Here is an 18,860-nt window from a genome sequence, read left to right as displayed (position 1 = left end):
CGGTACTCGGCCTTCCGGAGGCGCGATGCGTCACAGTATCGCAGTTTCGCCCATCGCCCCGACCAAACACTCCGCGTTCGGCCCCTCGACTTCAGGCCGATCCATCGTGTTGAGAACGCGGGCGCGCACGCGCGCGCCGGCCTCAGGAGTCGAGTTGGCGGCCGTCCCTTCGACGCTCCCGGTCCTGATCATCGTCCAGGATGCTGTCGGAGGGGTCTGGACCGTGTCTCAGCAGCAGACTGAGCACCACTCGGCGGCGCCGTACGGTGTGCTCGCTGTATCTGCGGCGTCGGAGCAACGCGATGTACTGCGTCTTGTCTTGCTCCGTAAGAGCGAGGACGTCTTTGTCGCGGCTGACCGCCCACTCGAACCAGTCCTGCAGGTCGGCCCAGTACGCACGGGCGGTGTTGTATCCGTAGCCGAGCAGTAAGGCTTCGCGGCGGTCAACAAACTCCTGCCAGCGCGTGGGGATCGTAGGGGCGAACGGCATCTGGTTGTCCGGGTAGCGCTCCTGGCTCTCCATCCGGTCAAAGTATCAGCTGTTATCACGCTTATGTTTTATGCCTGGTCAGGCATCATTTAGCGTGGTCTTCGCCGGGTAGTCGGGGCGGTCTACGGACCCGGAACCTCAGCTCACGCGTCCGCAGCTCGCGCCGTGCGTGCAAGATCGCGCGCCGTGACTCGTTGCTGGCGCGGGGCTTCCGCGTCAGACGCAGACGCTCGTCCGTTCTTCCTCATTCATCCATGCGACATCATCGAAAGGACCCACATGTCTCCCACCTCCACTCGTTACCTCGCGGCGACCGCCACCTGTGCGCTCACGGTGAGCGCCCTAGCCTGCCTCTCCGGCTGTTCCGACTCCTCAACTTCGGGCGGAGGTGCGGTCGCAGAGCTCGGGGAGCGGGCGAGCGCGTGCCCGGACAGCGCTCTTTACAACTCGTTCGATGCTCTCGATGGCAGCGGCTCGTCGCAGGACGAGACGCTTCTCTCAGCCCGTTGGGACGCGGTGCGCGATCATTTGGTCCAGACGGCGGTGTGCGGCGGTCACGCACGAATAATCGTTGTGTCGTCGTCGTCTGCCACCTCAGTCGTCCTCCTGGACGCCGATCTCCAGCCCTCAGGGGCGACGAGGAACGCGAAGCTGCGGCGGGTCGATGGTTTGGTCGATGAGAAGCTCGTGCAAGTCAAGGCGGCATACGACGAGGCAGTTCCTCTTCTTGACCCCAATGGGACAGACATGACTGCCGTCTACTACGCGCTCAGCGACTACATCACGGATCGGGACCATGTCGGCGACGACCAGGTCTACATTGCACAGATCGAGACAGACGGCATCCAGAATGTCGGCGTCAATCTCGGCGTTCCTTCGCTGGACGCCGCGTCCGCCGAGTCGCTGGCTGCTTCCGTCCCGGTGCCGCGGCTCGGCGGTCGGGTGTCAATCTCGTTCCTTGGTATCGGTAAGGTGGCGGGTTCAGCGCAGCCGTCGACCGAGTACGTCAACGGCCTCAAGGCGTTCTGGTCGACAACGTGCAGTGCGACCGGTGCCGGGTCCTGCACTGTCCTGACCGACTTCGGCGGAAGATCCCAGTGAGCCTGCGAGGATCGGTGGTCCATTCCTCATCCGAATCCGAGCAGGCTGCCGATCTCGCCGACGGGGTCGCGCTCCATCGGATCGACGAAGCGGTCGCCGTAGCCCGGCCGTCCTCGATTGCTCGGACCTACGTCGAGGAGGAATACGACGACCTGTCTGGGTCGCAGCCACCCTCGTGGGCGGCCAGCGGTGAGACGGTGTCCCGAGAGGACGAGGTCAGTGCCGCAGGTCTCAAGTACCCAGCCGAGAAGGCGCGCGAGGCGTCGGCCGGCAACGACGTGGTCCTTGCTGACGCGCGAAAGCAGCTAACCGCAGCCAGGCAGGCGCTGTCACCGTTCGTTCGGCGGAAGCCGCATGGGGGCCGTTGGTACGTCGGGTGCTGGTTCGGCTTCGTCGGCGGAGACGTCGCCGGGATCGCCGGTGCGGCCATTTACTTCGGAGAAATCCCGGAGCTGGCGGTCATCCAGGCCGTGTCGGTCGGGATCGCTGCGGTGTCGGCCGGCTCTGTGGGCGGTGACCTCCGCGATCTCCGCCTCGCTGCACGCCGAGTGAAGGACACGGAGGAGTTGTCTCCGGATCTGCAGCCATTCGCGCATCTATTCACCGGCGTCGACCCGGGTGTGCGCTTCGTCAGGCTCGCGGGCGGGGTGGCGGGGTGCGTGGCGGCTGCAATCACGATCGGCATCTTCGGCCTGCGTTCGAGTATCGAGGGGCCGCTCGCAGGCCTGATCTATGGCGGGTTCGCGCTGGCGGTCGCAGCCGGGTCGTTCCTCAATGCATGGGCGTACTCGGACGAGGTCGACGATCTCCTCGGTTCGTTTGAAAAGCGTTACGAGAAGGAGCTGCAGCGTTCAGCGCGGCTCAGCAGCGCTCGACCGCTCGTGCGCCACGCCGAGCATGCGCGGCGAGCGGAGTCGCTGCGAACTGAGCACGCCGAGCGCGGGAAGGCTGCCGTGTTCTCCTACGCCGCGCTCAAGGCCCGCATCTTGCGGCGGAACCCTGGCGTCGTCGGGCACGGTCATGCAGCCGAGCCGGTCGGGCGCATCCCTGCCGCGACGAAGGAAGGAGGGCATCCGTGAGCGTCGTCGCTCTGGCAAGTTCGCAGCTCGCGCAGGCTCACCTCGTCCGTCCCGGCCTGCATTCGTTCGGGAGGGGTGCAGGGCGGCCTCCACGTGGTCCCCGAATCCAGCTCAGCCACCCAGGGGGGCCGTATCACGGCAAGTCCCTGACGGCCGTGATCGCCGACGATTCCGGTTCCGTGATCGGGCCAGCTGGCGTCGACCCCATCTCGAACCGATACCAGGAGTGCAAGCTCGCCTTCCGCCGCATCGCGTCGGCGGGCGTCGGGCGCGACGAGCTCGGCGCAGTCGTGCACTTCGACGTCCCGACATCAGGCGACGTTCCACCGGTTCGGCTCACTCCGGCCGGGTTGCGCCTCATCGAGCACGGACTCCAGACTCCGCTGGATGCTCGGGGCAGTTCGATCCTCAGGCCATCGCTGCGGGCGGCCCGGCTCCTGGCGGCAACGCGGCCGCAGCACCTGGCGACGCTCGTCGTGCTGTCGGACTTCGAGTTGTTCGATCCGGAGCCTGCGGAGACCCTTCGCCGCCTGTCGGAGTTCCCCGGCGACGTTCACGCGGTGGTTCTCGGCGGCGGTGGGCCGACCGACGCCGACTTCGGTGACAACACGCTCGTGACTCGGATCTCTTCCGATGACGAGCCCGGTGCTGTGGCCCGTGCGGTGCTCGAGTCCCTCGCGAAACACCGCCGCGACTGATGCAACTCCGAGCGAGGTGACCGTTTTCCACAGCATGTTGTAAAGAAAGCTTCAACGGCTGTGGATACCACTGCATCCACCTCTGGTATCTGAGGTTGGACTTTCTCGTCGCTTGCATTCCGCTGAAGGTTCGGTCTTTACGGATCAGCGTTTATGCCTCGTAATACGGGGTAGTTCGCGGCAGTCAAGCGTCAGCGGTATTTGTCGCGCCGAAATAGTACTCAGCCCCTCTTGAAAGGAGACCCCTCCCCTATGCCTACAGACACGCCACAAAAGTTCTCGACGATCCTGGCTGACCCGCCGTGGAACATCGAACAGACCGGCCGCCTCGGCGCCGCCCAGCACTACAACCTCATGAGCCTCGACCGGATCAAGGCGATGCCCGTCGAAGCGCTCGCGGCAGAGAACGCGCACCTCTGGCTGTGGGTGACGAACGCGACGCTGGAGCACGGCTACGACGTGATCCGCGCCTGGGGCTTCACCCCGCGCTCACCGCTCACCTGGATCAAGCCGCGCATCCTGCTCGGCAATTACCTGCGTAACGCCACCGAGCACCTTCTCTTCGCCACGAAGGGCAAGGCTCCCGTGCGTTACAAGTCGCAGCCGACCTGGATGTTCGCACCGCTCCAGGCGCACTCACATAAGCCCGAAGAGCAGTTCGCGGTCATCGAGCGCATCTCCGACGGCCCGTACCTCGAGCTGTTCGCACGTCGTCGCCCGCCATCCAACGCCGACTGGTCCGTCTGGGGAAACGAAGTCGACTCCGATATCTCTATTCCGGGCTACCCCGTTCCGTCCGACCGGACTCCGAAGCAACAGAAGCCCGCACCCGTGAAGGGAGCGAAGTGATGAAAGGGAAGCAGTATGTCCGAGAAGAAGAACGACTCGTGGCTTTCGAGCGCACTGCGTGGAGCCGTCGTCCTGTGTGGAATCGCCGTGCTCGTGTCGATCGCAGCCCGTCTCCTGCTCGAGGTGTGGTGGATCGTGATGATCGTCCTCGCGGTCGGGCTCGGCCTATGGCTGCTCGTGCGCTTCATCCGCAGGAACGACCTGTGACCCAGCCGAGCAGCGAAACGAGCAGGCAGGCGGAAGGTGGGCGGAATGGCCGGCCGTAAGCAGAAGCCGGGCACCTCCGCGTCGAGTCAGGTCCGCGTGCAGCCGATCTGGAATCAGCCGATCGACCGCCGCAAGTTCGCCCGCGCCGTCATCGCGCTCGTCCTCTGGCAGATGGAACACGACCCGGCGAAGCAGCGCCCAACCACCGACAAGAAGTCGCCCGACAACTCCCAGACGAACGGAGCATCGGATGCGTAGCGCTCCCCCGGTCATCTGGCGCGAGGTGCACTGGCAGCGTCCCTTCCCGATCGATGCGGCGATGGAGCTGCTGCAGCGGATCGCGACCGAGCCTTCGCTCGGCGCGGTCCGCCTCGAAGCCCGCGCCAGTGCCGCCGGGATCCGCTGGCTCATCGGTCTCGAGAAGCCCCAGATCGGCATCGGCACCTCCATGGTCAAGCAACTGACCGGCGCCCGACTCACCGCGCCCGTCGGTCCCCGCATCGCCGTCGTCAGCGCTGGCCGTGTCCGGCTTCGCCACCCCGCACTCAGCCTCACCACCGAGCGGATCGGTGCGATTACTCGTTCGGTGCTGGCGGCTCTCGCTCAGGCCAATCGGGACGGCGACAAGCTCGTCGTGCAGATCGTCCTGGGTGCACGGCGTGGGCCGCACCTTGTTCCGGAAGGGGTCGAGGATCCACGGCGGGCCTGGTGGCAGCTGCTCTGGGGCAGCGCGCAGGCGCCGACCGAGGTTCGCAGCTCGCTGAAGCAGCGCGCCTCCCAGCACGGGTTCCGGGTCGAGATGCGCATCGGCGCCGCTGCAGCGACTCCTGAGAGGCGGCGGTCACTTCTCTCGTCCCTCTTCGGAGCGCTCCGAGTTGCCGAAGCAGCCGGAACTCGGCTGCACCTCGACGGTTTAGCGCCGGCTTCGGTCAACGCCGCTCGACGGCCGGGAAGCTACCGACTCGCACTTTCGGTTCCGGAACTGTTGCCCCTCCTGGGCTGGCCGCTCGGTGACGGGCCGCTTCCCGGGCTGCCTGCCGAGCATCCCCGACTCTTGCCCGCGCTATCCAGCCTCAAGGACGGCGGACGAGCCTTCGCGACAACGACGGCACCCGGGGTCGTGCAGTCGGTCGGGATCCCGATCCAGGACGCGGCGTTTCATACGCTCCTTCTCGGCCCCACGGGGTCGGGCAAGTCCACGGCGATGCTGTCGCTCATCGTCGCCGACATGGTCGCCGGTCGTCCTGTACTCGTCGTCGACCCGAAAGCGGACCTGGTCCGTGATGTCCTGGAACGCGTTCCGGAGCACCGGCGCAGGGACGTCGTCGTGATTGACCCGCTCTCCGATCAGCCCATCGGGATCAACGTCCTCGCCGGGGCGAACCGCAGCCCCGAGCTGGTCGCTGACTCGCTCATGGCGGCGCTGAAGGGGATCTTCGACAACTGGGGTGTCCGTTCCGAAGACGTCCTCGGCTCCGCCCTGCTCACCCTCGCCCGCACCCCGGGAGCGAACCTGCTCTGGCTGCCGACACTGCTGACCGATTCGACGTTCCGGCGCAAGATCACCAGCCGCATCGACGACCCACTCGGTGTCAGCGCCTTCTGGGCCCGCTACGACGCGCTCAGTCCGCAGCAGCAGGCGGTGGAGATCGGGCCGGCCATGAACAAGCTGCGCAGCTTCCTCATCCGCCCCGGCATGCGCGCTGTCCTCGGGCAGTCCGAGTCCCGCTTCGACCTTTCGGAGCTGTTCACGAAGAAGAAGATCGTGCTGATCTCCCTCAACAAGGGACTACTCGGCCCGGAGTTCGCCCGCCTCCTCGGCTCGCTCGTCGTGGGTTCGCTTTGGCCGATCATCCTCGGCCGCAGCGCCCTGCCCCAGGAGAAGCGCACCATCGCCTCCCTCTACATCGACGAGGTCCAGGACTACCTCGCCCTCCCCGCCTCTGGCGACCTCGCCGATGCCCTCGCGCAGAGCCGCTCCCTCGGCGCCGCCTGGCACCTCGCGCACCAGTACCGAGACCAGCTTCCGGCCGCGATGCGTTCTGCGATCGACACGAACGCCCGCAGCAAGATCGTCTTCGGCCTTGAGCAGGCCGACGCTGCAGCGCTCGCCAAAACCACCCGCGAGCTGAGCGCCGAAGACTTCCAGCTCCTACCGGCCCATCACGTCTACGTGAACCTCCGGCAGCAAGGTCAGCAGACCGGCTGGTTCTCCGCCGTGACCCAGCCGCCACCTCCTGTCGTGTCAGATGCGATCGAAATCCGCCGCCAGAGCGCCGAGCGCTATGGACGGCCTGTGAGCGAGGTCGACGCAGCGCTTCGCCGCGACCTGCACCTTGACCACCAGACCGACACCGCTCCGCACGCGCCGAGTACCGAGCCCGTCGGACGGAGGAAGCGCCCATGACTCTCGTCTCATTGACCTCTGAGCAGAGACTCCTCGGCAGACTCGTCGCTCCCCTAAACATGCCCGTACTCGCCCCCAATACCGCCCTTGTCGCTCACCTTCTGGCTATGACTCACCCACCGTTCCGGTGGGTACCGGCCCGTCGCCCAGGACGGCAGCTATGAGCGGCCGAAGAAGACGAACCGAAGCGGAGCCGAGACCGACCGAACAGGAGCAGGCCGTCCTCAGGTTCCTGCTCGAGCAGCGATACGCCACCAGCAGGCAGCTCGCCCGAGCCGCCCGCGCCCGGTACGGCAGCGACCGTTCCGCTGCGCGCCAGACCAACCGGCTCCTCCAGAAGCTCGGAAGCATCGGCCTGCTGCACGTCCTCCCCCGCACAGTCGGCGGACAAGCACGCGGCTCGAGCGCCGGCATCTGGACCATCACCAACCGCGGCGCCCGCCTCGCAGGGAATGGCGGCGCGGATTCCGAGCAGAGGAAGAAGCGCTATCGACGCGACCAGGACCCCTCTCTCACGTTCCTCGAGCACACCCTCGCCATCTCAGAACTCCGCGTCCAACTCGCCGAACTCGAAGACACCCGCAGCCTCAAGATCGAGAGCATCACCCCGGAGCCCGCCTGCTGGCGCCCCTACCTCGGCTCGGCCGGCCAGCGGATCTTCCTCAAGCCCGACCTCGCCGTCATCACCAGCACCCTCGATGGGTACGAGGATCACTGGTTCCTGGAAGTCGACCTCGCCACGGAGAATCCCGCACGCATCGTCACCAAGTGCCGCCAGTACCAGCACTACCGAGGCAGCGGCCTCGAACAACGACGAACCGGCCTCTTCCCCGCCGTCGTCTGGATCACCCCCACCACAAGGCGACGCGACCAACTGGCCCATCGCATCACGAGCGAGACCGACCTCGACGACCAGCTCTTCACCGTGATCAGCCTCGACGAGTTCCAACCGCTGCTGCGCACCGGCGCCTCCGACTACAACACCAGAAAGGACCACCCACATGACTAACCCTGAACACCCGCCAACGCCAGAAACCACTTCGCCCGAGGAGGTCGCGCCGACCGCGCAGGAACTGAACGAGGACCCGGCCTTCGTTGCCGAGTTCCCGACGATCACTGAGGCCATTGACGCGATCGTCGACGCGCTCGGCTGGGACCCCGAACTCATCCCCGACCACGACCCCGGCCGACCCGACCCAGTGCTCGAGATGCTCTACCGCGACGTCTTCGACGTCCGCGAGTACCCCGACCGCGTCCTCATCTACCGACACCACCACTAACCACTCCCCGCACCCACAACCCCGCGGAGACAGAAAGGAGGACCTCATGACCTCGCCCGAACAAGAATCACCGCACGAGCGGCAACGGCCGCGCCACCGCCGCTCCGAAGCCGAAGAAGATATCGCCCACCTCTTCCGCAACCGACCTGACTGGGAAGACGACGAATACATCGCCCGCGCAGTCCGCAACCACCCCGAAGCATTTGCTGCCTTCCTGCAGCTTCCTGACGTAGAGGTTACGTCAGGAAGCATCGCCACCGAATTTGCTGACATTTTCTACGCCGTATACGACAGTCTCGACGAAGCCATCGACGACCAGATCGAGATCCTCGGTTGGAACGAGGCCCTGACCGCCCTACAAAGGGACTGGGGCATCACGCCCGACGAGCTCCAGTGGAACTACGCCGCGATCGAACGCCGGTTCCGAGCGACCGTCGACATCGTCTACTACCGAGACAAGGTCTACACCTTCCACCTGTAACAGCATGTCGCCTATCAATCTTTCACCGGGTGGGCAGAAAAGAGAACGACACATGACAACACCAGAACAACCGCAACACCTGGAAAACAACGAGCCGCAACCTCGGGAGGGTATGGACACCTACGACCGAGCGAAGGCAATGACCGCCTTCTTGCAGGTCTTCGGCTCGGAGACTGACCCGCGCACCTTCGCCGCCGAGTTCGAGGACAGCTTCTTCGGCGAGTATCCGAGCGTGCGGACGGCTCTCGACGAGCACATCGACGGGCTCGGGTGGCGCACCGCCCTCACCAAGTTCCACCAAGAGCAGGGCATCGCCGACCACGACCTGCGCTGGAACTACGAATCGGTAGAGATCCAGTTCCGCGAGATCTTCGACATCGTCCACCACGCAGACCGGGTCTACGTCTTCCACAAATGAGAGACGACTCCGTGCCAGTAGCCACCCAACCGCAGAAGCATCGCAACGAAGTTCCTTCCGATCCCGAAATGGCTTCTCCGACCGTAGCAATTTCCGCAACACCAGCCGATCGGGGGTCGACGGCCGATCCCTTGGAAGGAGATCGGCTTTCGCTACAGAAAAGACTCGACTCTGCGCGCATTCAGAGCGTTAATCAGAGCGCTATGACACTCTCACCGCTTCTCGCCACCCCTACCCTGAGCCCTCAGCCGGCCACCCCCGACCCCCTCTCCGTGATCGGCGAGATGCTGACGCCGAAGGTCGCGGTCCTCTACCTCCGTGTGTCGACTGCCCGTCAGGCGCAGCGCGGTGACGAGAAGGAGGGGTTCTCGATCCCTGCGCAGCGGGAGGCGAATCGGAAGAAGGCTCAGTCGATGGGCGCCATGGTCGCCAAGGAGTTCGTCGACCGCGGAGAGTCCGCGAAGACAGCGAACCGTCCGGCGCTTCAAGAGATGCTCGAGTACATCCGTGAGCACTCGGTCGACTACGTCGTCGTACACAAGGTCGATCGCCTCGCCCGCAACCGCGAGGACGACGTCGAGATCATGAAGCAGCTGACCGCCGCGAACGTGGCGCTGATCTCCGCCACGGAGAGCATCGACCAGTCACCGTCCGGCGCGCTCCTTCACGGGATCATGTCGTCGATCGCAGAGTTCTACTCGCGCAACCTCGCACACGAGGTCACAAAGGGCATGACGCAGAAGGTGCAGAAGGGCGGAACTCCAGGTCGAGCTCCGCTCGGATACCTGAACGTCCGCGAGTTCGACATCGACGGCCGCGAAAGCCGCACGGTTCGCCCTGACTCCGACCGCGCTCCGCTCATCACCTGGGCCTTTCACCGCTACACCGAGCCCAACGTCAGCCTGTCCCAGCTCGCGCTCGAACTCGCTCAGCGCGGGCTCACCACGCGGCGGACTCCGCAAGTTCCCTCGCGGGCCCTGACCGATACCGATCTCCACAAGATCCTGACCAACTCGTACTACCTCGGCCTCGTCTCGTTCGCCGGAGCGACCTACGCCGGCAAGCACGAGCCCCTGATCGACCAGGAGACATGGGACAAGGTGCAGGACGCACTGCAAGCGCGCCGCTCCGGCGAGCGCCGACGTCGACACGATCACTACCTCAAGAGCACGGTGTACTGCGGGAACTGCCACAACCGGCTGATCGTTCAGATGACCCGGTCGAAGTCGGGCGAAATCTACCCATACTTCTACTGCTCCGCGCGTCAGGCGAAACGGAACGACTGCACGCAGAAAGCCGTCCTCATCCATGTCGTGGAGGACAAGATCGTCGCGGAGTACCAGGAGCGTCTCCGTCTAGACCGGATCGCCCGAGATGACCTCGAGCGGCTGTTCCGCGACGAGTTCGTTGCCACCCGTGGCGACGGCGAGCGGCAGCGCGCGCAGATCCGGACTGACCTGGAGCGACTCGAACGTGAGCAGCTCCGTCTTCTCCAGGCCCACTACGCGGACGCGATCCCGCTTGACTTGTTCAAGAAGGAGCAGGACCGTATCCGCTCCGAGCGCACGACCGCCGAGCGCGACGAAGCTCGCCTCACCCAGGACATCGCCGACGTCGAGCACGCCGTCCAGGTCGCCCTCGACGTGACAATGGAGTGCACCCGCCTGTACAAAAGTGCGCCCGATCACATCAAGCGGCTCTTTAACCAGGTCTTCTTCGAGCGCGTCCTCGTCCACACGGACGAGACGATCACGGCAGAACTGAACGAGCCGTTCGCGACGATCACGTCGCAGGTGGTCCAGGCGAGCGCGCACGAAAAAAGCACCACTCCTAGGAGTGGTGCTCGGACCCTTACAAGCCTGTTGGAGGCCAGCGACGGCGCGAACGCGCCGATTTTCTGTGGCAAGGGTTTTAGTAACGACACTTTGGTGCCCCTGGAGGGACTCGAACCCCCAACCTGCTCCTTAGGACGGAGTCGCTCTTCCATTGAGCTACAGAGGCTGGCCGAGCCAGTGTACCCGTCGGCCGGGCCGAGCTCGCAGCCCGCGGTTGACAGCACCCGACAGACCTGCTTGGTTAGTTACTGTACCAACTAACCACTGAACCACCGCACAGCAGGAAGGAGCACCCATGGACGACTCCCGGCCGATCTTCCTGCAGATCGCCGAGCAGATCGAGAACGACATCATCGCGGGGGCGCTCCCCGAAGAGACCCAGGTCCCCTCGACCAACGAGTTCGCCGCGTTCCACCGCATCAACCCGGCCACGGCCGGCAAAGGCGTGAACCTGCTCGTCGACGACGGGGTCCTCTACAAGAGGAGAGGCATCGGGATGTTCGTCGCCGAGGGCGCCCGCGACCGGCTGGTCGAGAAGCGCCGTACCCAGTTCCGCGACCAGTTCGTCGCTCCGCTGCTCGCCGAGGCCGCCAAGCTCGGCCTCACCCGCGAGGAGCTCGCCACCATGATCAGCGAAGGGGGATCGCGATGAGCGCGGTCATCGAGGTCGCCGGCCTCAGCAAGCACTACGGCAGCATGCACGCGGTCCACGACGTGAGCTTCGCGCTCGATGAGAACCGGATCCACGGCCTCCTCGGCCGCAACGGCGCGGGCAAGACGACGCTCATGTCGCTGCTCACGGGTCAGGAGTTCGCAACCTCGGGCGACATCCACGTGTTCGGGGCGCCTCCGGTCGAGAACGCCGGCGTCCTCTCCCGCACCTGCTTCATCAAGGAGAGCCAGAAGTACCCCGAGGACTTCCAGGTGAAGCACGTCCTGCGCAGCGCCCCGTGGTTCTTCGAGGGCTGGGACGACGCGTTCGCGAACGAGCTCGTCAGCGACTTCCGCCTGCCGCTGAACCGGCGGGTCAAGAAGCTCTCGCGTGGGCAGCTCTCGGCGGTCGGAGTGATCGTCGGCCTCGCCTCGCGCGCCCCGCTCACCTTCTTCGACGAGCCCTACCTGGGCCTGGACGCGGTCGCGCGCCAGCTCTTCTACGACCGCCTGCTCGCCGACTTCGCCGAGCACCCCCGCACCGTCGTGCTCTCCACGCACCTGATCGACGAGGTCAGCTCCCTCCTCGAGCACGTCCTCGTCATCGACGAGGGCCGGCTCGTCGTCGACAGCGATGCGGAGGAGCTGCGCGGCTCGGCCGCGACCGTCGTCGGCACCCGCAGCGCGGTCGACGCATTCACGTCCGGTCGTGAAGTGCTCTCGCGCAGCGGCGTCGGCGGACTCGCCTCCGCGACCCTCCCCCGCCTCGACCACTCGGGCCGGGCCCAGGCAGCAGCCGCAGGGCTCGAGCTCGAGCCCGTCTCCCTCCAGCAGCTCGTCGTGCAGCTCACGAGCACCACCTCCTCCGGGAAGGACGCCTCATGACCACCACCGCCCCCGCGCACAGCCTCGGCACCTCCGACCGCCTGCTCCGCATCGTCCGCCTGCACTTCGCCAACCCCGCGACGCTGCTCTACACGCCGCTGGGCATCCTCGCCGCGATCTTCCTCGGCAGCCTCGCGATCTTCTGGGTGGTGCTCCGCACGATCGGCGTCGACAGCGCCGGCGGCGAGTCCGGAGTCCAGGTCTCGGGTCCCGGCGCGTTCATCTTCATCTACATGCTCGTCGTCGCGATCCAGGCGGTGAACATCACCTTCGGACTGGCGCTGGGCTACGGATCCACGCGGCGCGACTTCTACTGGGGCAGCGCCCTCACGTTCGTCCTCCTGTCGGCGGCCTGGACGCTGCTCTACACCGTCATGGCCGCGATCGAGTCGGCGACGAACGGCTGGGGCATGGGCGGGATCCTGTTCCGGGTCGTCGGCTTCGGCGGCATCTCGTGGGTCGAGCGGGCCTTCGGGGTCTTCGTCCTGTTCCTGTTCTTCTTCTTCGTCGGAGCCGCCACGGCGTCCGTCTACGTGCGCTGGCGGGGAGTCGGCATGACGGTCTTCTGGATCGGACTGGCCGCGCTGGCCGTCGCCGCGGTCGCGCTGATCAGCCTCACCGACTCGTGGGACTCCGTCTGGCTCGCCCTCGAGGCGGTCGGCACCACCGGCGGATTCGCGCTGCTCCTCGTGCCCACCGCGATCGCGGCCCTCAGCGGCTGGCTGATCCTCCGCCGCGCCACTCCGCGCGGCTGAGCGCTCCCGAACGGCACCCCGCATCCGACCGTCCCGAGCGCGAGCGCCGCAAGGCCCTACCGCGCGGGGCGGCCGGATGCGAGCGTGGCGTCATGGCCGCATCCTCGATCACCGCGCTCCCCTCCGCCTCCGAGCACACCTGGGCCGCCCGCGACGCGGACGCCCCGCTGACGTCGGAGACCCTCGAGACCGTCGACGCCTGGTGGCGCGCCGCCAACTACCTCGCCGTCGGCCAGATCTACCTCCTCGCGAACCCGCTGCTCACCGAGCCGCTCACCCGCGATCACATCAAGCCGCGCCTCCTCGGTCACTGGGGCACGACCCCGGGCCTCAACCTGATCTACGCGCACCTCAACCGCGCCATCCGCGAGCGCCGCCAGTCCACCCTCTACATCACCGGTCCCGGCCACGGCGGCCCCGGCATGGTCGCGAACGCCTACCTCGACGGCACCTACAGCGAGATCTACTCGCACATCGACGAGTCCGAGGACGGGCTGCGCAAGCTCTTCCGCCAGTTCAGCTTCCCCGGCGGCATCCCCAGCCACGCCGCTCCCGAGACCCCGGGCAGCATCCACGAGGGCGGCGAGCTCGGCTACGCGCTCAGCCACGCCTACGGAGCCGCCTTCGACAACCCCGACCTGCTCGTCGCCGCGGTCGTCGGCGACGGCGAGGCCGAGACGGGCCCGCTCGCCACCAGCTGGCACTCGAACAAGTTCGTGAACCCGGCCACCGACGGAGTGGTCCTGCCGATCCTGCACCTGAACGGTTACAAGATCGCGAACCCCACGATCCTCGCGCGCATCCCGTACGAGGAGCTCGCGAGCCTCCTCCGCGGCTACGGGCACGAGCCCTTCCTCGTCGAGGGCGGCTTCGACGGCGAGGACCCGATGCGCGTGCACGAGCGCTTCGCCGAGGTGCTCGACACGGTGCTCGACCGCATCGCCGCGATCAAGGAGCGCGCCGCGGCCGGCGATCTGACGCGGCCCGCCTGGCCCATGATCGTCCTCAAGACCCCGAAGGGCTGGACCTGCCCTGCCGAGATCGACGGCGTGCAGGTCGAGGGCACCTACCGCGCCCACCAGGTGCCGCTCGCCAACGTCCGCGACACCGAGGAGCACACCCGCCTGCTCGAGGACTGGCTCCGCTCCTACCACCCCGAGGAGCTCTTCACGGAGAGCGGAGGGATCGCCGAGCGCGTCCGCTCCCTCGCTCCCGAGGGCGAGCTGCGGATGAGCGCCACGCCGCACGCCAACGGCGGCCTCCTGCGGCAGACCCTGAACCTGCCCGACTTCCGCCGCTACGAGGTCGTCGTCGAGTCCCCCGGCGGCACGGTCGCCGAGGCGACGAAGGTGCTCGGCGAGTGGCTCGCCGACGTCATCCGCGCCAACCCCACCAACTTCCGCATCTTCGGACCCGACGAGGTCGCGAGCAACCGCCTGCAGAGCGTCTACGCCGCCACCGACAAGCAGTGGGAGGGAGAGCTCAGCCCGCTCGACGACCACCTGGCCCGCGCGGGCCGGGTCATGGAGGTCCTCTCCGAGCACCAGTGCCAGGGCTGGCTCGAGGGGTACCTCCTCACCGGCCGCCACGGTCTCTTCACCTGCTACGAGGCCTTCATCCACATCATCGACTCGATGTTCAACCAGCACGCGAAGTGGCTGAACGGCACCCGCGAGATCGAGTGGCGCCGCCCCATCGCGAGCCTCAACTACCTGCTCTCGAGCCACGTCTGGCGCCAAGACCACAACGGCTTCAGCCACCAGGACCCGGGCTTCATCGACCACGTCGTCAACAAGAAGCCGGAGGTGGTGCGCGTCTACCTGCCGTTCGACGCCAACACGCTGCTCTCGGTCTACGACCACTGCCTCCGCAGCGTCGACTACGTCAACGTCGTCGTCGCCGGCAAGCAGCCCGCCCCGGCCTGGCTGACGATGGACGAGGCCGTCGCCCACTGCACCCGCGGCCTCGGCATCCTCGAGTGGGCGAGCAGCGAGCGGCAGGGCGAGTCGCCGGATGTCGTGCTCGCCTGCGCGGGCGACGTCCCGACCCTCGAGACCCTCGCCGCCGTGAGCATCCTGCGCGAGAAGCTCCCGGACCTCGCGATCCGCACGGTCAACGTCGTCGACCTCATGCGCCTGATGTCCGAGTCCGAGCACCCGCACGGCCTCTCGGACCGCGAGTTCGACGCGGTCTTCACCCCCGACCGCCCCGTGGTGTTCGCGTACCACGGCTACCCGTGGCTGATCCACCGCCTGACCTACAAGCGCACCGGTCACCAGAACCTGCACGTGCGCGGCTACAAGGAGAACGGCACCACCACCACTCCGTTCGACATGGTGATGCTGAACGACCTCGACCGCTACTCGCTGGTGATCGACGTCATCGACCGCACCCCCGGACTCGGCTCCCGCGCCGCCGGCCTCCGCCAGGAGATGCAGGACGCCCGCATCCGCGCCCGCGCCTACACCCGCGAGTTCGGCGAGGACCTCCCCGCGGTCGCCAACTGGACCTGGTCCGGCGAGCGCTCCGGCAACGCCAGCACCGCCACCGGCGGCGACAACGAGTAGGAGTTCGTCGCCTCTGTCTTCTGACGGGGCGAGGGTGCTTCGATCGCAAGGCGGAGGAGGAAGCGATACCGGCGCTATCGCGCCCGACGACAACGCCGCGAGCGGAGTGCCCTCGCCCCGTCTGTCTTCTGACGAAGCGAGGGTGCTTCGATCGCAAGGCGGAGGAGGAAGCGATACCGGCGGTATCGCGCCCGACGACAACGCCGCGAGCGGAGTGCCCTCGCCCCGTCAGGCGGCAGGGGCCAGGTAGCCGTTCCACTCGGGTTCCATCCGCTCCGCACCCCGCACCAGCCAGGAGCCGGCCCGCGGCACCCGCGGTACCGTCCGCAGGTGCCAGCCCATCTCGGCGGGCGTGCGGTCGCTCTTGGTGTTGTTGCAGCGGTGGCAGCAGGCGACGAGGTTCTCCCAGGTGTCCCGTCCGCCCCGCGACTTCGGCTGGATGTGGTCGATGGTGTTCGCGTGCATCCCGCAGTAGCCGCAGCGGTGGTTGTCGCGCCGCAGCACCCCGCGCCGCGAGACGGGCACCGTCCGCGAGCTCGGGATCCGCACGTAGCGGGTCAGCAGGATCACGGACGGCCGCACGTAGTCGCCGGTCGCCCCGTGCACCGGATTGCCCTCGTCGGCCGCGATGACGGTCGCCTTCTCCGTCATCAGCAGGACGAGTGCCCGCTTGAACGAGACGACCGCGAGCGGCTCGTAGCCGGCGTTGAGAACCAGAGTGCGCATCAGTGACCTCCGAACAGACGTCGTCCGTCGCACCACGGCAGCACCCCGGACGCGAAGAAGGGCGCCGTCGCGTGGACGGCGCCCTTCTGGGCCGCGGCTGAGCACCGCGTCGAGTCGTGGTGGCGTATCCGAGTGTCGGAGGAGTGCACCGAGGCGGAGAGGATCCCCGCCCGGATCGAGTCGGTCCGCCGCACGCGCGAACGCAGCCCCACGCAGTGGTGCCCGTTCCGCTCGGCCATCCCGGCACTCCGTCCCTCGACGAACCGCTCCGCTGGTACGGCGGAGTGGGGTTCAGAGTATTCCTTCCGGCGCGAAACACCAGAGGTTCGCCCGAATTCGTCATCCGCATTTCACACCGCGTCCCCCGCGGACGCGAACGAGCCCGCCCCCAGGAGAGGGAGCGGGCTCGTCGACGGGCGTCCGGGCTCAGCCCGGGATGCGCACGATGTAGTAGTCCGACGTCCAGATCGGCTGCACGCGGACGCTCGCACCGGCGTAGGGCGCGTGCAGGATGTTGCCGTTGCCCGCGTAGAAGCCGTCGTGACCGGGCATGATCACGAGGTCGCCGGGCTGCGCCTCCGAGACCGGGATGCGGGTGCCCATCGCGGCCTGACCCGCGGCCGAGTGCGGCATCGAGATTCCGTACTGCGCGAAGACGTACATCACGAGACCGGAGCAGTCGAAGCCGCTCGGGTCCGCTCCGCCGAAGACGTAGGGCACGCCCTGGTACTGCAGGGCGGTGTTGTACACGGCCGAGAGGCTGTACCCGGTGGTCGGCGCCGACGCGGCGAGCTCGGCGGCCGACGCTCCGTCGTACGAGTTGAACGTCTCGGCGGTCTCCGCGCGGGCGGTCTCGACGTCCGAGGTGTCGGCGACCGGCTCGACGACGGGCTCCGGCTCGGGGGGCGGCGGGGGCGGAGGAGCCGCCTCGGCCGAGAAGCCGTCGCGAGCGATCGCGGCCTGCACGACGCTGCCCGCGACGGCGACGGTCTGCGCCTCGCCCTGACGGAGGAGGTCGGCCTGCGACGCCGCGAACGGGCTCGCGCTGTCGGTCCCCGGGGAGAACGCGTAGGCGGGGAGCGCCATGGTCGCAACGAGCGCGCCGGCGAACCCGACGATCGCGACCTTGCCGAGCGTCCGGCCGCGGTGCCGGCGAGGGGTGCCTGCGGGCGAGGGGACGAAGTCGGTCACGTCGCGCTGACGGGCCGGGGCGGTCGGGACCGCGCGGCGGGCGACGGGAGCCTCGGAGTGGAACCGCGCGCGCACGACGGGCGGCTGGTTCTCGAAGGAGGCGGTGCTGCGGGGGCTGTTCGGGTGGGTGGAGCGGTACCGGTCGGGGCTGCCGGTGGTGTCGTTCTCGGCCAAAGGGGTGGACCTCCGCGTCCCGTCAGCCCAGGCGGCTGTCCCGTCTCATGCACGAAGCATCGATGTTCACGGTGGTCCGAGACGGGCAGGGGGACGTCGGATTCCGCGCCCTGGAACCGGGGTCCGGATGCAGGGCTCCCCAGAGCGTATGCGACCGTTACCGATTTGTCACCATTCGACGCGGCCCGATCACGACATCGGCGTGCAGTCCGTCCCGGGATGCGCTAGGAGCGCATCCAGCGCTCGCCCAGGGGCCGCTCGGGGACCTGTCGTCAGACGACGAGGAAGATGTGGGCCGCGACCTCGTTGGGGAGCTCGATGCCCGCTTCCGCGCCGTCGATGCGCACGAGGACGTAGCCGTTGAGGGCCGAGAACTCGCCCTCTGCTCCCGGCATGACGCCCGACTGCTTCAACTGGAGCAGCAGCTCGGGATCGACCTGCGCCGGCTCCCCGAGACGACGCACCACTCCGCGCTTGGGCTCGGTCGATCCGGCGACGAAGCGGGGCAGGCTGATGACGCCGTCCGCGAAGCGCGACGCCGGGGTGTCGCCGAGCTCGTCGAGACCCGGGATCGGGTTGCCGTAGGGCGACTCGGTCGGGTGGTCGAGCATCTCGAGGAGTCGGCGCTCGACCTGCTCGCTCATGACGTGCTCCCAGCGGCAGGCCTCCTCGTGCACGAACTCCCAGTCGAGCTTGATGACGTCGTGGAGGAGCCGCTCGGCCAGGCGGTGCTTGCGCATGACGTGGATCGCCTTGCGGCGCCCGTCGGTGGTGAGCTCGAGGTGGCGGTCTCCGGAGACGACCACGAGACCGTCGCGCTCCATGCGTCCGACGGTCTGCGAGACGGTCGGTCCCGAGTGGCTCAGACGCTCCGAGATGCGCGCACGGAGGGGGATGATGTTCTCCTCCTCGAGCTCCAGAATGGTGCGCAGGTACATCTCGGTGGTGTCGATCAGATCCGTCATCTCAGCCTTCCCGTCTCGGCGCGCTCAACCTTACTGGGCACCGTGTCGCGACTTCCGCGAAGCCGCACGGCGCCAGGCCTTCGTCACTCGAAGGAGGGGGC

At 67.3% G+C, this 18,860-nt stretch carries 20 protein-coding genes, 1 tRNA gene and 1 pseudogene; 16 read left to right on the top strand and 6 right to left on the bottom strand.

Translation table 11 applies throughout. The features are described 5' to 3' along the window. Positions 1-142: 142 nt before the first annotated feature. On the bottom strand, positions 143-523 hold the full coding sequence (locus C1I63_RS10360) for a site-specific integrase (RefSeq protein ID WP_107574711.1): 381 nt from the start codon (positions 521-523) through the stop codon (positions 143-145). A gap of 246 nt (positions 524-769) precedes the next feature. On the opposite strand from C1I63_RS10360, the gene C1I63_RS10355 reads away from it, so the two are divergent. The 12 genes and pseudogenes from C1I63_RS10355 to C1I63_RS20445 form a co-directional block, all read left to right on the top strand. After that, positions 770-1,591: a hypothetical protein gene (locus C1I63_RS10355; protein WP_107574710.1), complete on the top strand. Its 822-nt coding sequence runs from the start codon at positions 770-772 to the stop codon at positions 1,589-1,591. Between the two features lie 14 nt (positions 1,592-1,605). Beyond that, positions 1,606-2,670, top strand: coding sequence for a hypothetical protein (locus C1I63_RS10350; protein WP_107574709.1), 1,065 nt, complete (start codon positions 1,606-1,608; stop codon positions 2,668-2,670). Between the two features lie 155 nt (positions 2,671-2,825). Continuing rightward, a complete protein-coding gene (locus tag C1I63_RS10345) occupies positions 2,826-3,368 on the top strand; it encodes a hypothetical protein (RefSeq protein WP_146168434.1) in 543 nt (180 codons plus the stop codon). Between the two features lie 252 nt (positions 3,369-3,620). Further along, on the top strand, positions 3,621-4,217 hold the full coding sequence (locus C1I63_RS10340; RefSeq protein WP_107574707.1) for an MT-A70 family methyltransferase: 597 nt from the start codon (positions 3,621-3,623) through the stop codon (positions 4,215-4,217). A 15-nt stretch (positions 4,218-4,232) separates the two neighbouring features. Continuing rightward, positions 4,233-4,424 carry a hypothetical protein gene (locus C1I63_RS10335; RefSeq protein WP_068254762.1) on the top strand — a complete coding sequence of 64 codons (192 nt, stop codon included), beginning with the start codon at positions 4,233-4,235 and terminating at the stop codon, positions 4,422-4,424. A 45-nt stretch (positions 4,425-4,469) separates the two neighbouring features. Next, positions 4,470-4,682, top strand: coding sequence for a hypothetical protein (locus tag C1I63_RS10330; protein ID WP_107574706.1), 213 nt, complete (start codon positions 4,470-4,472; stop codon positions 4,680-4,682). Further along, positions 4,675-6,831 carry a type IV secretory system conjugative DNA transfer family protein gene (locus C1I63_RS10325; protein WP_107574705.1) on the top strand — a complete coding sequence of 719 codons (2,157 nt, stop codon included), beginning with the start codon at positions 4,675-4,677 and terminating at the stop codon, positions 6,829-6,831. The genes C1I63_RS10330 and C1I63_RS10325 overlap by 8 nt, the downstream gene beginning before the upstream one ends. 160 nt (positions 6,832-6,991) lie before the next feature. Further along, positions 6,992-7,840 carry a replication-relaxation family protein gene (locus tag C1I63_RS10320; RefSeq protein ID WP_107574704.1) on the top strand — a complete coding sequence of 283 codons (849 nt, stop codon included), beginning with the start codon at positions 6,992-6,994 and terminating at the stop codon, positions 7,838-7,840. Next, entirely contained in the window at positions 7,833-8,111 is a 279-nt protein-coding gene (locus C1I63_RS10315) for a hypothetical protein (protein WP_107574703.1), read from the top strand. Before C1I63_RS10320 ends, C1I63_RS10315 begins: the two co-directional genes overlap by 8 nt. Before the next feature lie 46 nt (positions 8,112-8,157). Then, complete coding sequence (locus C1I63_RS10310) at positions 8,158-8,592, top strand: hypothetical protein (protein ID WP_107574702.1); 435 nt, start codon at positions 8,158-8,160, stop codon at positions 8,590-8,592. Between the two features lie 112 nt (positions 8,593-8,704). Next, the gene (locus C1I63_RS10305) at positions 8,705-9,010 is read left to right on the top strand and encodes a hypothetical protein (protein ID WP_107574701.1); all 306 of its coding nucleotides are present in this window, start codon (positions 8,705-8,707) and stop codon (positions 9,008-9,010) included. After that, positions 9,007-10,338 (top strand): annotated as a pseudogene (locus C1I63_RS20445) (recombinase family protein); the annotation flags it as partial. The gene C1I63_RS10305 and the pseudogene C1I63_RS20445, both read left to right, overlap by 4 nt. 27 nt (positions 10,339-10,365) lie before the next feature. Here C1I63_RS20445 and C1I63_RS10290 read toward each other — a convergent pair. Then, positions 10,366-10,746 (bottom strand): hypothetical protein, encoded by a 381-nt coding sequence (locus tag C1I63_RS10290; protein WP_146168433.1) that lies wholly within the window; start codon positions 10,744-10,746, stop codon positions 10,366-10,368. Between the two features lie 190 nt (positions 10,747-10,936). Then, positions 10,937-11,011: transfer RNA gene (locus C1I63_RS10285), tRNA-Arg, on the bottom strand. A gap of 129 nt (positions 11,012-11,140) precedes the next feature. Between C1I63_RS10285 and C1I63_RS10280 the strand changes: the two genes are divergently transcribed. From C1I63_RS10280 to C1I63_RS10265, 4 genes are all read left to right on the top strand, one after another. After that, the gene (locus C1I63_RS10280) at positions 11,141-11,497 is read left to right on the top strand and encodes a GntR family transcriptional regulator (protein WP_055787762.1); all 357 of its coding nucleotides are present in this window, start codon (positions 11,141-11,143) and stop codon (positions 11,495-11,497) included. Further along, positions 11,494-12,381, top strand: coding sequence for an ABC transporter ATP-binding protein (locus C1I63_RS10275; protein WP_107574699.1), 888 nt, complete (start codon positions 11,494-11,496; stop codon positions 12,379-12,381). The genes C1I63_RS10280 and C1I63_RS10275 overlap by 4 nt, the downstream gene beginning before the upstream one ends. Then, entirely contained in the window at positions 12,378-13,136 is a 759-nt protein-coding gene (locus C1I63_RS10270) for an ABC transporter permease (protein ID WP_107574698.1), read from the top strand. The genes C1I63_RS10275 and C1I63_RS10270 overlap by 4 nt, the downstream gene beginning before the upstream one ends. 92 nt (positions 13,137-13,228) lie before the next feature. Then, the gene (locus C1I63_RS10265; RefSeq protein ID WP_107574697.1) at positions 13,229-15,703 is read left to right on the top strand and encodes a phosphoketolase family protein; all 2,475 of its coding nucleotides are present in this window, start codon (positions 13,229-13,231) and stop codon (positions 15,701-15,703) included. A gap of 228 nt (positions 15,704-15,931) precedes the next feature. On the opposite strand, the gene C1I63_RS10260 is transcribed toward C1I63_RS10265, so the two are convergent. The 3 genes from C1I63_RS10260 to C1I63_RS10245 form a co-directional block, all read right to left on the bottom strand. Beyond that, positions 15,932-16,429 carry an HNH endonuclease gene (locus C1I63_RS10260; RefSeq protein ID WP_107574696.1) on the bottom strand — a complete coding sequence of 166 codons (498 nt, stop codon included), beginning with the start codon at positions 16,427-16,429 and terminating at the stop codon, positions 15,932-15,934. 426 nt (positions 16,430-16,855) lie between these two features. Next, complete coding sequence (locus tag C1I63_RS10250; protein ID WP_244907021.1) at positions 16,856-17,794, bottom strand: C40 family peptidase; 939 nt, start codon at positions 17,792-17,794, stop codon at positions 16,856-16,858. A gap of 272 nt (positions 17,795-18,066) precedes the next feature. After that, positions 18,067-18,759, bottom strand: a complete 693-nt coding sequence (locus tag C1I63_RS10245) for an iron-dependent transcriptional repressor DtxR (protein WP_055787743.1) — start codon at positions 18,757-18,759, stop codon at positions 18,067-18,069. Positions 18,760-18,860: the final 101 nt, after the last annotated feature.

Source organism: Rathayibacter caricis DSM 15933 (assembly GCF_003044275.1).
GTDB classification, from domain to species: domain Bacteria; phylum Actinomycetota; class Actinomycetes; order Actinomycetales; family Microbacteriaceae; genus Rathayibacter; species Rathayibacter caricis.
The sequence above is the reverse complement of the archived record's forward strand: the minus strand, read 5'-3'. Positions and strand labels throughout refer to the sequence as shown.